Origin of the sequence: Stenotrophomonas sp. YAU14A_MKIMI4_1 (genome assembly GCF_003086855.1) — a bacterium.
Taxonomy (GTDB): domain Bacteria; phylum Pseudomonadota; class Gammaproteobacteria; order Xanthomonadales; family Xanthomonadaceae; genus Stenotrophomonas.
Genome location: NZ_CP025998.1, coordinates 3,764,771 through 3,778,287 on the forward strand (window position 1 = coordinate 3,764,771; position 13,517 = coordinate 3,778,287).

Sequence of the window (13,517 nt, forward strand, 5' to 3'; positions counted from 1 at the left end):
CGTCTTCGAATGCGGTGACAATGGTGCACAGGATAGCCGAGCCTTGGAGGACCCTCATGAGCGACACCGCCCCCGTGGCCCTGATCACCGGCAGCGCACGCCGGATCGGCGCGGCCATTGCCCGCCAGTTCCACGCCTGTGGCTGGTCGGTGGTGCTGCACGCGCATACATCCAGCGCCGAACTGCAGCAGGCCGCCTTCGATCTGGAAAACGTCCGCCCCGGCAGCGTGCTGGCCCTGCAGGCCGACCTGCGTGACGCCGCCGCCCTGCCCGACCTGGTGGACCAGGCGGCGGCCCACTTCGGCCGCCTGGACGCGCTGGTCAACAACGCCTCCAACTTCTTCGCCACCCCGCTGGGCCAGGTCACCGCCGAGGCGATGGACGAACTGTATGCGGTGAACGCACGCGCCCCGCTGCTGCTGGCCCAGGCCGCCGCACCGCACCTGCGCCGCCAGCACGGCAGCATCGTGAACCTGACCGACCTGCACGGCACCGACCCGATGCGCGACCACGTGGCCTACACGATGGCCAAGGCCGCGCTGGAAATGGCCACCCGTTCGCTGGCGCTGGAGCTGGCGCCGAAGGTGCGGGTGAACGCGGTCGCCCCGGGCGCGATCCTGTGGCCGGAACAGGGCAAGGATGATTTCGCCCGCGAAGCGCTGCTGGCGCGCACGCCGCTGGCGCGCATCGGCACCGTGGAAGAGATTGCCGAGGCGGTCTACTGGCTGGTGGCCGATGCGCAGTTCGTGACCGGCCACACGCTGCGCGTGGATGGCGGCCGCACCGTCAGTTGAACGTTCCGCCGGGCATGGCCCGGCGCTACCGATGCGGGCGGCGGGTAGCGCCGGGCCGTGCCCGGCGAGCGCAGCGGGAACCGCCACTACGCGAGATCGACCACCTCGAACGCCTCGCCATGCTGCCGGTGCGCCCGCCACAGCGTGGCCAGGTCCTGGCCACTGACCGGGTCGATGAAATCCGGCGCGATATCGGCCAGCGGCTTCAGCACGAAGGCATGTTTCAGCTCCGGGCGCGGAATGCGCAGGTGGCCGGGGCCTTCCACGATCAGATCGCCGTAGAACACCACGTCGATGTCCAGCGTACGGTCGGAAAAACGCGGCCCACTGCGATCGCGCCCATGCGCGTCTTCCAGCGCATGCAGCCAGTCGTCCAGTTCCTGCAGCGGCAGGTCGGTCTCGATCGCCACGGCGTTGTTGAGGAAGGCCGGGCCTTCAAAGCCGACGGCGGCGGTCTGGTAGGCCGGCGACACCCGCACGGCGCCGAAACGCTCGCGCAGGGCCGCCACCGCGGCGTGGAGGTAGCGGCGGGGCTGGACGTTGCTGCCCAGGCTCAGGAGCACGGTGGTCATGCGATTCCGGTGGCGGCGTTCTGGGGGACGTGGGCATGCCGTCATCACGGCGGCCTGCCTACACTCCGGGACGCACATGATAGGGCACCGACATGACCTATTGCGTTGGAATCGAGGTGGATGAGGGCCTGGTCTTCGCCGCCGACACCCGCACCAATGCCTCGCTGGACGACGTGCGCGTGCACCGCAAGCTGCACGTGTTCGACTACCCCGGCCAGGCCGCCTTCGTGCTGATGGCCGCCGGCAACCTGGCCACCACCCAGCTGCTGGTCTCGCGGCTGGCCCGCGATGCCGCCGAACGGCGCACGCCGAACCTGCGCGATATGCCCCACCTGTTCGAGGCGGCGGCCTACGTCGGCCAGCTGCTGGTGGACAGCCAGGTGAAGTGCCAGCACACCGAACACGGCCACGACGGGGTCAACACCCAGGCCACGCTGATCTTCGGCGGCCAAGTGGCCGGCGAGCGACCCGGCCTGTACATGGTGTACCCGCTGGGCAACGCGATTGCCGCTTCACCGGAAACGCCGTACCTGCAGATCGGCGAATCCAAGTACGGCAAGCCGATCCTGGACCGCATCCTCAGCCCGGCCACGCGCCTGGGCGATGCCGCACGCACGGCCATCGTGTCGCTCGATTCCACCATCCGTTCGAACCTGTCGGTGGGCCTGCCCATCGATCTGGCGCTGATCCGCGATGGCGAGCTGCGGGTCGGCCAGCAGTTGCGGCTGGGGGCCGATTCAGCGCTGTACGCCGACATCCACCAGAACTGGTCGCGGCGCCTGGAACAGGCGGTGGAAAGCCTGCCCAGGTTCCCGTGGGAAACCTCGCGCGGCGAAGCGGGGTAGCGCCGGGTCATGCCCGGCGGCCTGCGCTCACCCCAATGCTTCGGCCACGGCGCGGAACACGTGCTGCATCTGCAGCGGCTTGCGCAGCACATGCACCTGGATGCCTTCCGGAACATCGTCGGCGGGCATGTCCACCTGCGCCTCTTCCAGCACCAGCGCCGGGCCGCGATAGCCCAACGCCGCCATTTCGCCCAGCAGCTGGCTGGCCGGCAACAACCGCGATCCCGCATCGGCAATCACCAGCGCCGGCATCGCCTCCTGCTGCATCCAGCGCAACGCCGCTGGGCCGTCGGAAGCCAGCTGCAACTGGTAGCCCTGGCTGGACAGCGCATTGCCCAGCAGCGAAAGCCGCGTCGCTTCGCCATCCACCACCAGGATCGATTGGCCACTGCCCAGCGCCACCAGCTGTTCCACCGGCTCGCTGCGGTCGGCGCGGTCGTGCATCGGCAGGTGCAGCTCGAAACAGCTGCCCTGCCCCGGCTGGCTGCTGACCTGGATGCTGCCGCCAGCGCCTTCGACGATGCGCTTGCACGACATCAGGCCCAGCCCGGTGCCCTCGGCCTTGGTGGTGAAGAAGGGATTGAACAGGTGCGACAGCGTATCTGCGTCCATGCCGATGCCTTCGTCGGCCACGGCAATGCGCATCCAGTCCACGCCCTCGCGCTGGCCATCATGGCGCGCGACCAGGCTCAGGCGGCCGCCGTCGGGCATTGCCTGGATCGCATTCAACGCCAGGTTCAACAGCACCTGCTGCAGCTCGGTGGAATTGGCGTCCACGGCCAGGCCTTCGTCCAGCACCTGCACGTCCAGGGTGACCGCATCGGGCACGCTGCTGCGCAACAGCAGCGCCACCGCCTGGAACAGGTCATCGATGCGGATGTGTTCGCTGGGCTTGCGCGAACCGCGCACGAACGACAGCATCGATTCGGCCATCTCATGGCCACGGCGCCCGCATTCGGCAATCACATCGGCCAGGTGGTGCAGCTGCGGGTCCTGGGTACGCGCCTTCAACAGGTCCGGCATGATCAGCAGCGGCTGCAGGATGTTGCGCAGGTCATGGCTCAACCCCGCCGCCAGCAGCGACAGGCTTTCCAGGCGCTGCGCGCGCATCAGTTCGGTTTCCACGCGCATGCGTTCCACCGCGCTGCGTGCCTCGCGTACCGCACGCGCCACCGCCGACGGCAAGCGCGCCGGCTGGTGCTTGATGATGTAATCGTTGGCGCCCTTCTGCAGCGCTTCCACCGCATTGTCTTCGCCCATCGTGCCCGAGACGAAGATGAAGGGCACATCCGGCGCGCTCTCGCGCACGATGCGCAGCGCTTCATCGCCGGAAAAGCCCGGCATGCTCAGGTCGGACAGCACGATGTCGGGCAGGAAACCGGCCAGCGCCTGGCGCAGCTCGCCCGCGCTTTCCACGCGTTCGAAGCGGGCCTCCAGGCCTGCGTCCAGAATCTGTTCGGACATCAGCTCGGCATCTTCCGGCGAATCTTCCACCAGCAGGATGCGCAGCGGGCCGAGCGCGTGGGCGGTCAGGACCATGGGCTTACTCGCGCTCCGGCGCCTGGTTGATCAGCGCCCAGAACTTGCCCAGGGTCTGCACGGCACCGAAGAACTGGTCCACGTCCACCGGCTTGACCACGTAGGCGTTCACGCCCATGTCCCAGCTGCGCGCCAGATCGCTTTCCTCGCGCGAGGAGGACAGGATGACCACTGGCAGGCGCTTGAGTTCTTCGTGTTCGCGGATCTGCCGCAGCACTTCCAGGCCATCCATGCGCGGCATCTTGATATCCAGCAGCAGCACCGCCGGCAGGCCTTCCTCGCGATCGGCGAAGGCACCGCGGCGCAGCAGGTAGTCCATCACTTCCACGCCGTCTTCCACGTGCACGATGGGGTTGGCCAGGCGCGCTTCCTGCAGCGCGTCGATGGCCATTTCAGCGTCGGCCGGGCTGTCTTCGGCCAGCAGGATGGTACGCAGAGTCGTCATGCGGAAGGACCTTGGTTGACCGCGTCCAGCGCGGGAGGCAGGTAGAAGTGGAAGGTGGCGCCGGCATCGGGCTCGGCTTCGGCCCAGATGCGGCCACCGTGGCGGGTCAGCACGCGGCGCACGCTGGCCAGGCCGATACCGGTACCGGGGTAGTCGCTGGCCTTGTGCAGGCGCTGGAACACCCCGAACAGCTTGGCCGCGTAGGCCATGTCGAAGCCTGCACCATTGTCGCTGACTGTGAACTGATGACCGCCATCGGGCTGTGCCTGGTAGTCCACGCGGATCTTCGCCGGGTCTCGGTTGCCTGAATACTTCACCGCATTGCCCAGCAGGTTCAGCCACACCTGGCGCATCATGTTTTCATCGGCCACCACGATCGGCAGCGGTGCAATCGACCATTCCACGCTGTGCGCGGGCGCGCCGGCTTCGGCATCGGTCTTCAGGTTGGCGTCGAGCATGGCGCGGGTGTCGGCCACCAGCGATTGCATGTCCACGGCCTGCTGGCGCATGGCCGCGCGGCCCAGCCGCGAATAGACCAGCAGATCGTCGATCAGCGCGGCCATGCGCCGCGCCGAACTGGAAATGACGTCCAGGTAGTGGCGGCTCTTCTCGTCCGCGTCGTCACTCAGGTGGCGCGTCAGTTTGTCCGAGAAGCCGGCCACGTGGCGCAGTGGTGCACGCAGGTCGTGCGATACCGAATAGCTGAAGGCTTCCAGTTCGCGGTTGACCTCGGACACCTGCGCGACCTTGCCTTCCAGCTGCCGGTTCAGCTCTTCCACGCGCCACTGCACGGCACGCTGCACCGTCACATCGCTGATGGTCAGCAACACCACTTCATCGTCACTGTCGGGCAGCGGCATGCGCCGTGCGTTCAACAGCATGTAGCGCACCATGCCATCGGCAGTGCGCTGTTCGTGTTCGAAATCCCACAGTTCGCGGCCGCGCAGCAGCACGTCGGCCAGGCGCTGGCGCACCACTGGGTCCTTCCACGCACCGTCGCCGACATCGCCCAGCAGCGTGCCGTCGGCGCGCTCATCCTGCAGGTCGTACAGCTCGGAAAAGGCCGGGTTGTGCAGCTGCACGCGCAGTTCGCGATCCAGCAGCACGATGGGTTCACGCACGGTCTGCAGCACCGACGCCGCACGCCCGGCCGCGCGCAGCGACTGCCGCTCGGCCTGCAGGCGGCGCCCGATCTGCCGTTGCAGCAGCCACAGCACCAGGCCCAGCAGGCCCAGCTGCACGGCCAGCGAACTCCACGAAATGAACTCGGTCTGCCGGCGCTGGCGGCTGGCCTGCTCGGCGCGCTGGGCCAGCAGTCTCTGCTCGTTGGCCTGCAGTTCTTCCACCAGGCCACGGATCGGATAGCGGGTGCTCAGGTCCTGCACCAGCTCGCGCTGGTCGGTATTGGGCTCGGCACGGGCCAGTTCGCGCGCCAACGCCATGCGCCCGTCCAGCATCGCTTCGATGCGACCAATGCGGATCAGCTGATCGGGGTTGTCGCGGGTCAGGCGGCCCAGTTCGGCCAGGCGGCCGGGAATGTCCTGCGCCTTGGCCATGCGCTCGCGCAGACCGGGCGCATCCACACCCTTGGACAAGGTCAACGCCGCCGATTCCACGTCGCGCACGTCGGCCTGCAGCTGCTGCAGGGCCACGCCCACCGCCTGGGTATGGGTCACCCAGGCCATCGCCGCCTCGTTGTCCTGCTGCAGTTTGCGCAGGGTCAGCCACGGCACCACGATGATCGCGGCCGCCGCCAGGGCCAAGGCCGGCAATCGCCAGCGGTCCCAGACATCATCACTGAACACCAGCGCCATAGTCCCTCGTCAGCACCGCAGCGGAACCGGCAATATAGCGCAGACGGTCACGTGGTTTCCCGGGCGCGGCAAAAACGGGGGCGCCCCGTGGACGCCCCCGTCGTGCTTCAAGCGTTAGCGCCGGTCTCAGCGCTTGGCGGCGGCATTCACCTTCAGCGCCGCGGCATCGACGCGGGTCACGCCCTTGATGCCCTTGGCCGTGGTCACCGCCTTGTCATGCTCGGCCTGGGTGGCCACCGTGCCGCTCAGGCTGACCACGCCGTTTACCGTTTCCACCTTCACTTCGGTGCCCGGCACATTGCTGCTGGCCAGCAGGTCGGCCTTCACCTTGGTGGTGATCCAGCTGTCGGTCACCGGCTCGTTGGAATCGTGGCGATCGGCATGGGTCATCGCCGAATGGTCGGCCTTCGGCGGGCTCTTGGCGGCCGGGTCCTTGGCGAATGCAGCAGAGGAGGAAAGGGCCAGGCCCAGGGTGAGGGCCGAAGCAATCATCGTGCGGGTCAGGGTGCTCATCGTGCGGTGCTCCTTCTGTGTGTGGCGCCAGTGTGCGCACCGTCATGTGTGGCAGGCGTGGCGCCACGGTCATGCCGCCGTGAATCAGCGTACTTGCACGGCAAACCGTTCAGTTTTGCGCAGCGCGCGTGCTCGTTTACCCTGCCCTTCCCGCCCCCACGGAGACCTGCCATGCGCCCCGATCTGCAACTGGCCCTGATCGGCTACGGCCTGGCCGGCCGTGTGTTCCATGCACCGCTGATCCAGCACACGCCCGGTCTGGCCCTGCACAGCATCGTCAGTTCGCAGCGCGACACGCTGCTGCGCAGCTTCAGCGATGTGCACGTGCGCGACACGCCGCAACAGGTGTTCGATGACCCCGCCGTGGATGCGGTGGTGATCGCGACCCCCAATGCACTGCATGCGCCGCTGGCGCTGGCCGCGCTGGCGGCAGGCAAGCACGTGCTGGTGGACAAGCCTTTCGCGCTGGACATGGCCGAGGCCAACGCCGTGGCAGCCGCGTCGCGCGATGCCGGGCGCATCGTCAGCGTGTTCCAGAACCGGCGCTTCGACGCTGACTTCCTCACCCTGCAGGCACTGCTGGCGCAGGGCGTGCTGGGCAAGGTGGCCGAATGCCATGCGCACTTCGACCGCTACCGGCCGCAGGTGCGCGATCGCTGGCGCGAGCAGGATGGGCCCGGCAGCGGCCTGTGGTACGACCTGGGGCCGCACCTGCTGGACCAGATGCTGGTGCTGTTCGGCTGGCCGCAGGCGATCGATGCCGATCTGGCCGTGCAGCGCAGCGGCGGCAGTGGCGTGGATTATTTCCACGCGGTGCTGCACTACCCGCGCCATCGGGCCATCGTGCATGCCGGTTCGCTGGTGGCCGCACCGACGCCGCGTTTCGCCGTGCACGGTGAATTGGCGAGCTGGGTGAAATACGGTCTGGATGTGCAGGAAGCGCAGTTGCGCCGTGGCGTGGCGCCGGGCGCGCCGGGCTGGGGCATTGACCCACGGCATGGCGAACTGCTGCGTTGCGAGGCCGACGACAGCGTGCAGCGCAGCACTGTGGACAACGTGCCCGGTGATTATCGGCACCTGTACGCGCAGTTCGCCGCCGCGCTGCATGGCGACGGTGAGCCGACGGTCAGCCTGGCCCAGGCGCTGCAGGTGATGCAGTTGCTGCAGGCAGGCATGGACAGCGCCCAGCAAGGGCGGCGGATCGAACTGGGGTGACCGGCAGGGCTGCGCCCTGCACCTGCTCAATGCAACGGCAACTTCAACTTCAACGTCAAAAGCGGGCTATCTGGGGATGGCACTTTCCCGCGATCTGCCAGTAGATCCACGCCATGCGTGGATGACGTGGAAATGATCGGAACACGCTTTTGGGCGCCATGGGGTCAGAGCCCTTTCCTGAGGAAAGGGATCCGACCCCGACGCCTCCACGCCATGCGTGGATGACGTAGAAACAATCGGAATCGGCGGGGTCGGACCCCTTTCCTGCGGAAAGGGATCCGACCCCGATTGCTTACGACTTCTTGATGGCGTGGCCGCCGAATTCGTTGCGCATGGCCGACAGCAGGCGGTCGGTGAACGAATTGGATTCGCGCGAGCGCAGGCGTTCCAGCAGCGACAGGGTGATCACCGGCGCCGGCACATCCAGGGCAATGGCTTCGGCCACGGTCCAACGGCCTTCGCCGGAATCTTCCACGTACGGGGCAATGCCATCCAGCGACGGGTTGCGCTTCAGCGCTTCGGTGCTCAGGTCCAGCAGCCACGAACGCACCACGCTGCCGTGGCGCCAGACTTCGGCCACCTGGGCCAGGTCCAGCTGCAGCTCGTCCTTGCGCTCCATCAGCGCGAAGCCTTCGGCATAGGCCTGCATCATTCCGTATTCGATGCCGTTGTGAACCATCTTGGTGAAGTGGCCGGCACCGGACGGGCCGACACGGCCCCAGCCACGATCTTCGGCCGGCGCCAGCGTGCGCAGCAGCGGCGCGATCTGCTCGACCACCGCTTCATCGCCGCCCACCATCAGGCTGTAGCCTTCCTGCAGGCCCCACACGCCACCGCTGGTGCCGCAGTCCACGTAGCCCAGGTCATCTTCGGCCAGCGCCTTGGCGCGGCGCATCGAGTCCTGGTAATTGGAATTACCACCATCGATCACGATGTCGCCCTCGGCCAGGTGCGGGGTCAGTTGGCCCAGCGTCTGGTCCACGGTTTCACCGGCCGGCACCATCAGCCACACCACGCGCGGCACCGGCAGCGCGGCCACTGCAGCGGCCAGCGAATCGACCACCTGCAGGCCGGCCTCGGCCGCACGCTGGCGCGCGCCTTCGCCGGGGTCGTAACCCACCACGCGGTGGCCGCCGCGATGCAGGCGCTGGGCCATGTTGGCGCCCATGCGGCCCAGGCCGATCATTGCAATATCCATTGTTTCACCTTCAGTTGTTGTCGGAAGTCAGGCTGCCTGGCCGGCCGGTCGTCGCGCAGGCACGCAGTTGCGCCTGGCGCCAACGCCGGTAGAGCGTGGTATGCAGATTGTGCAACGCCAGGTCGATGGAAAACGCGGTACGCGGGTTCCGGTCGAGCAGGCGCACGATGTGGTAGCCGATGGGACGTATACCGCGTGGGTGCACATAGATCACGAACTGCTGGTAGAACGGATCGTCCAGCAACTGGTCCATGCGTTCCAGGGTGGCGCGGTAGCGCGGTGCCAGCTGCGCCCGCAGCGCCGGATCGCGCTCGTACAGCAGCCGCTCGAAGTAGCGCCGGCCGACCCGCGGAATGCCCTGCGCCAACCGCCACAGCTGCGCATTGCGCTGGTCGTACCAGGCAAACCCGGCGTGCGCGGCCAGCACCTGCGCGGCGTCGGCGCCCACATCCACCACCACGAAGTTCTCGGCCTGGTTGTTCAGATCGTCCAGCAGCGCCGTGTCGCCCACGTGTTCAATGAAGCCGGGCAGGCCGACGAACGCCTGCCGCCCCTGCGCCGACGCGCGCACCGCCTTGCCGTCGGCCACGAAGTCGCCGGCGTGTGCGCCCAGCAGGATGCTGTCGGTGGCGTGCAGGCCTAAGAAGGTGCCGATGGACAGCTCGGCGGGGCTGAACTCGGCGTCGAAGGCCGCATCGCCATACAGCGCGCGCTGGCTGGCCAGCTGTGCCACCTGCCGGCCGACCCCGCATTCGGCGCGCACGCGGCCGCTCTGGAAGGCCTGCAGCGCCGCACTGTTGCTGCCCTGGGGCACGTAACCGCGACCGAAGCTGCGCGTGCGTTGCCAGCCCTGGACTTCCGCACCACCCGCGCCGAAGCCGATCCAGCCCAGTTGCAGGCCGGAAAACCGGAAACCGGGGTTGTCCTGCAGTGCCTGGGTGGCACTGCGCGTGGCCGCACCCAACAGGAAGCTGTACGCGCAGACTGTAGCGGGGTCGTCCAGCAGCTGCTGCAGCAGCGCCTGCCGCACGCTGTCGGGCAGATCCGCCGGCCAGCGCACGCGCAGATCACCGGCGGCCTGCGCATCGGCCAGCGAGGCACGCTGGCACACCGGGCCGCCGTGAATGTCGGGCGCCGGCAGCGCGCTGGTTTCAAAGCGCCAGCCCAGCCGTTGCAGCAGCCCCTGCGTGCAGTCCACCGCGGGCGCCGCGTGGCTGCCCAGCGGACCGGCCAGCAGCAGGCCCAGCAGCAGCGCCCGCCCCCGCATGCTCAGCCTTGGGCCGCCGCCGGGGCCGGCACATCGGCCGGGGTGGATTCGGGGGGCGCAGGCTCGGTGGGCAGCGGCGGGGTTGCCAACGGTGCCGGCTGCGGCGCGCTGGCCGCCGGGGGCGCGGGCTTGGCCGCAGCCGCCGGCAGGTACTGCTGCAGGCGCTGGAAGAAGCGCCGGTAGAAATCGGCATCGGTAATGGTGCTGCTGGCCACTTTCACCAGCGAATCGTCGTTGCTGCCGAACGGCAGTGACACCGAGCCCAGCGCGCCCACGCCCACGCTGGCCGAGGTCGGGCTCTTCTTCAGCGCGTAGCGGTCCTGCACCGCGCTGACGAACACCAGCGCCTGGTCGGCGCCGCGCGGGGCACAGGAAATGCGCAGCACCAGCTGCTCGTGGTCGTCTTCGCGCGGCTGGAAGTTCTTGTTGCCCTCCACCTGGCCGTCGTCGGCGCGGGCAATCGCATAGCCCTGGCTGAGCAGGGTGCGGCGGGCGGCTTCGCAGGCCTCGGCCGGGCGGCCATCAACGGTGCGCGAGAAGGTATCGCCCGAATCGAAGGATTCGCGCAGCAGCGCGTTGTCGGCGGCGCGGCCGCCACAGCCGGCCAGAGCCAGGGTGCCAGCCATGGCCAGCAGGGGGAAACGGATGCGCGGGGCCCGCATGGGTGCTCCTGCGAGAACGGAAGCCCCAAGGGTAGACCCGGCACCGTGTGCGGCGGGTCGAGGACAACCGGCCCGTTGCTGCCGGTTCATGCGCCGATTGGCGGGCCGCTGCGCTCGCCGGGCATGGCCCGGCGCTACCGTCAGGGCGCCGACGCGCGCCCGCCAAACAAAACGGGGCCGGCATTGCCGGCCCCGTCGGGTATCACGGTGCGGTGCGATCAGTCGGCCCAGCGGCCCACGCCGGTGGACTGCGGCAGCACCTGCGCCGACAGCGGGCGGTCGGTTTCCAGCAGGTTCACCGCATCGGCCAGGATCGCGGCCGATTCACGCAGCAGCGGGTCCGGGCGCTTCTCGGCGGCCTTCTCGCGAGCGGCATCCTTCACGATGTCGCGCTCGTTGCCGGTCAGGCCGTCATCGCTGCTGTCGTCGGCCAGCGGGTCCAGGGCCAGGCCCAGTTCCTTGCGGATCACCTGGCGCTCCTTGCGCTGGGTGTCCTGGCGCTCGCGCTCGGCACGACGGGTGGCCTCGTTCAGCGACACATACTTCTTCTCTGCCTCGGTGCGGAACTGCTGCACGTCCTCGTTCCACCACTGGAATTCCTTGTCGGTGGCGATACGGGTGTCGTGGCGGGTTTCCAGCTTCGGCAGCAGCGGCGCGAAGTTGCCGTACTGGGTGTGCGGCACGGCGGCGATGCGGGTCCACGGCAAGGCGTTGTCGTAGGTGCTTTCGCCGAATTCGGTGGCATCCACGCTGGCCGGGAAGGCCAGGTCGGGCACCACGCCCTTGTGCTGGGTGCTGCTGCCGCTGATGCGGAAGAACTGGGCAATGGTGAGCTTCACCTGGCCGAAGCGCTGGGTCTCGCCGCTCGGCCAACGGTCCAGATCCACGATGTTCTGCACCGTGCCCTTGCCGAAGGTGGTTTCACCAATGACCAGGCCACGGCCGTAATCCTGGATGGCGCCGGCGAAGATTTCCGAGGCCGAGGCCGAACCGCGGTTGATCAGCACGGCCAGCGGGCCGTCCCAGGCCACGCCCTGGTTGCGGTCGTTGTTCACGGTCACCCGGCCGCCGGATTCGCGCACCTGCACCACCGGGCCCTGTTCGATGAACAGACCGGTCAGTTCAATGGCTTCGTCCAGCGAACCGCCACCGTTGTTGCGCAGGTCCAGCACCACGCCGTCCAGCTTGTCGTTCTTGAAGCCGGCCAGCAGCTTGGCCACGTCGCGGGTGGCCGAAGCGTAGTCGGTCGCGTTGCGGCGGCGGCCTTCGAAGTCCTGGTAGAAGGTCGGCAGCTTGATCACGCCCACCTTGCGCTCGGGCTCGCCGTCCTTGCCCGGAATGGTCATGGTTTCGCCCTTGGCGGCCTGTTCGGCCAGGCGCACCTTCTGCCGGGTCAGCACCAGGGTGTGGTGCTTGCCGTCGGCGCCCTCTTCGGCCGGAATGAATTCCAGCTTGACCTGGGTGTCCTTGGCGCCACGGATCTTGGCCACCACGTCGTCGATGCGCCAGCCGATCACATCTTCGATGGTGCCCGACTTGCCCTGGCCCACGCCCACGATGCGGTCGCCCGGCTTCAGCGTGCCGTCCACGGCGGCCGGGCCACCGGCGATGATCTCGCGGATCACCACCACGTCATCCTGGCGCTGCAGCTGCGCGCCAATGCCTTCCAGCGACAGCGACATGGCCTGGTTGAAGTTCTCGGCCGTGCGCGGGGTGAAGTAATCGGTGTGCGGATCGACCGCGCTGGTATAGGCGTTCATGAAGAACTGGAAGACGTCTTCGCCCTTCAGCTCGTTCACCGACTTTTCCATCGTGGCGTAGCGCTTGTCCAGCGTCTTGCGGATGTCGTCGGACTTCTTGCCAGCCAGCTTCAGGCGCAGCCAGTCATTCTTCACCGACTTGCGCCACAGCTCGTCCAGTTCAGCGCTGCTGGCGGCCCACGGCACGTCCTTGCGGTCGTACTCGAAGCGCTCGTCAGTGGTGAAGTCCGGTTCCTGCTTCAGCAGCTTGCGCGCATAGGCCACGCGCTCGCCCACACGCTGCTTGTAGACGGCAAACACCTGGAACGCCGGTTCCATCTCGCCGCCACGGATGGCATTGGCGATGTTGGCCTCGAACGGCGCGAAGCGGGTCACGTCGGCCTGGGTGAAGTACTGCTTGCCGCCGTCCAGGGTGTCCAGGTAGCGCTTGAACACGTCCTTGGCGGTGGCTTCGTCCAGCGCGCGCGGCCGGTAGGCGTAGCGGCTGTCGGACAGCAGGCCGTAGACCAGCTTGGACGTGGTCACCTGGTCGGCGGTGGCCGCAGCCGGCAGGGCCGGCGAATCGGTCTTGGCCGCCAGCGCCAGCGGCGCTACCAGCGCCAGGGCCATCAGGAATGCAGGGGCTTTGAATTTCATGAACGTGCTCAAGGGCGGCTTGCCAAGGGGGAGACTGCGCGGTGTTCAGACACCACGACAGTGCCGAAAGTTGCCGGATTTGTCATCCGCCCACGATCGGTGGAAAACCAGCCTAGCCGGGCCGGTGTAGCAAATTGTGAATGCAGGGGGTAGCGCCGGGCCGTGCCCGGCGAGATGAGGTGTGCGGACCAACGGTCCGCACCCACTGGTAGCGCCGGGCCATGCCCGGCCAAGGCGTGCGAACCAAGGTTCGCACC

12 protein-coding genes are annotated in these 13,517 nt (G+C 68.0%); 3 read left to right on the forward strand and 9 right to left on the reverse strand.

The annotated features are described in order from the left end of the window. The first annotated feature begins 56 nt into the window (after positions 1–56). The gene (locus C1931_RS16990; RefSeq protein WP_108757173.1) at positions 57–794 is read left to right on the forward strand and encodes a pteridine reductase; all 738 of its coding nucleotides are present in this window, start codon (positions 57–59) and stop codon (positions 792–794) included. A gap of 86 nt (positions 795–880) precedes the next feature. Here C1931_RS16990 and folK read toward each other — a convergent pair whose 3' ends face one another. Next, on the reverse strand, positions 881–1,366 hold the full coding sequence (gene folK, locus C1931_RS16995; RefSeq protein WP_108757174.1) for a 2-amino-4-hydroxy-6-hydroxymethyldihydropteridine diphosphokinase: 486 nt from the start codon (positions 1,364–1,366) through the stop codon (positions 881–883). Positions 1,367–1,458: 92 nt separating this feature from the next. Between folK and C1931_RS17000 the strand changes: the two genes are divergently transcribed. Next, entirely contained in the window at positions 1,459–2,211 is a 753-nt protein-coding gene (locus tag C1931_RS17000; protein ID WP_108757175.1) for a 20S proteasome subunit A/B, read from the forward strand. Between the two features lie 27 nt (positions 2,212–2,238). Here the strand turns inward: C1931_RS17000 and C1931_RS17005 are convergent, their stop codons facing one another. The 4 genes from C1931_RS17005 to C1931_RS17020 form a co-directional block, all read right to left on the reverse strand. Next, positions 2,239–3,750 carry an ATP-binding protein gene (locus C1931_RS17005; RefSeq protein ID WP_108757176.1) on the reverse strand — a complete coding sequence of 504 codons (1,512 nt, stop codon included), beginning with the start codon at positions 3,748–3,750 and terminating at the stop codon, positions 2,239–2,241. A 4-nt stretch (positions 3,751–3,754) separates the two neighbouring features. Next, a complete protein-coding gene (locus tag C1931_RS17010) occupies positions 3,755–4,195 on the reverse strand; it encodes a response regulator (RefSeq protein ID WP_108750515.1) in 441 nt (146 codons plus the stop codon). After that, positions 4,192–6,009 (reverse strand): ATP-binding protein, encoded by a 1,818-nt coding sequence (locus C1931_RS17015; protein ID WP_108757177.1) that lies wholly within the window; start codon positions 6,007–6,009, stop codon positions 4,192–4,194. Before C1931_RS17015 ends, C1931_RS17010 begins: the two co-directional genes overlap by 4 nt. Positions 6,010–6,135: 126 nt before the next feature. Continuing rightward, positions 6,136–6,522 carry a BON domain-containing protein gene (locus C1931_RS17020; RefSeq protein WP_108750513.1) on the reverse strand — a complete coding sequence of 129 codons (387 nt, stop codon included), beginning with the start codon at positions 6,520–6,522 and terminating at the stop codon, positions 6,136–6,138. A gap of 171 nt (positions 6,523–6,693) precedes the next feature. On the opposite strand from C1931_RS17020, the gene C1931_RS17025 reads away from it, so the two are divergent. Then, positions 6,694–7,737 carry an oxidoreductase gene (locus C1931_RS17025; protein WP_108757178.1) on the forward strand — a complete coding sequence of 348 codons (1,044 nt, stop codon included), beginning with the start codon at positions 6,694–6,696 and terminating at the stop codon, positions 7,735–7,737. Positions 7,738–8,029: 292 nt separating this feature from the next. On the opposite strand, the gene gnd is transcribed toward C1931_RS17025, so the two are convergent. From gnd to C1931_RS17045, 4 genes are all read right to left on the reverse strand, one after another. Beyond that, the gene (gene gnd / locus C1931_RS17030) at positions 8,030–8,935 is read right to left on the reverse strand and encodes a phosphogluconate dehydrogenase (NAD(+)-dependent, decarboxylating) (RefSeq protein ID WP_108754170.1); all 906 of its coding nucleotides are present in this window, start codon (positions 8,933–8,935) and stop codon (positions 8,030–8,032) included. Positions 8,936–8,945: 10 nt separating this feature from the next. Continuing rightward, complete coding sequence (locus C1931_RS17035) at positions 8,946–10,202, reverse strand: hypothetical protein (RefSeq protein ID WP_108757179.1); 1,257 nt, start codon at positions 10,200–10,202, stop codon at positions 8,946–8,948. 2 nt (positions 10,203–10,204) lie between these two features. Next, positions 10,205–10,864 carry a DUF2242 domain-containing protein gene (locus tag C1931_RS17040; RefSeq protein ID WP_108757180.1) on the reverse strand — a complete coding sequence of 220 codons (660 nt, stop codon included), beginning with the start codon at positions 10,862–10,864 and terminating at the stop codon, positions 10,205–10,207. Positions 10,865–11,082: 218 nt separating this feature from the next. Further along, positions 11,083–13,260 carry a carboxy terminal-processing peptidase gene (locus C1931_RS17045; protein WP_108757181.1) on the reverse strand — a complete coding sequence of 726 codons (2,178 nt, stop codon included), beginning with the start codon at positions 13,258–13,260 and terminating at the stop codon, positions 11,083–11,085. Positions 13,261–13,517 lie beyond the last annotated feature (257 nt).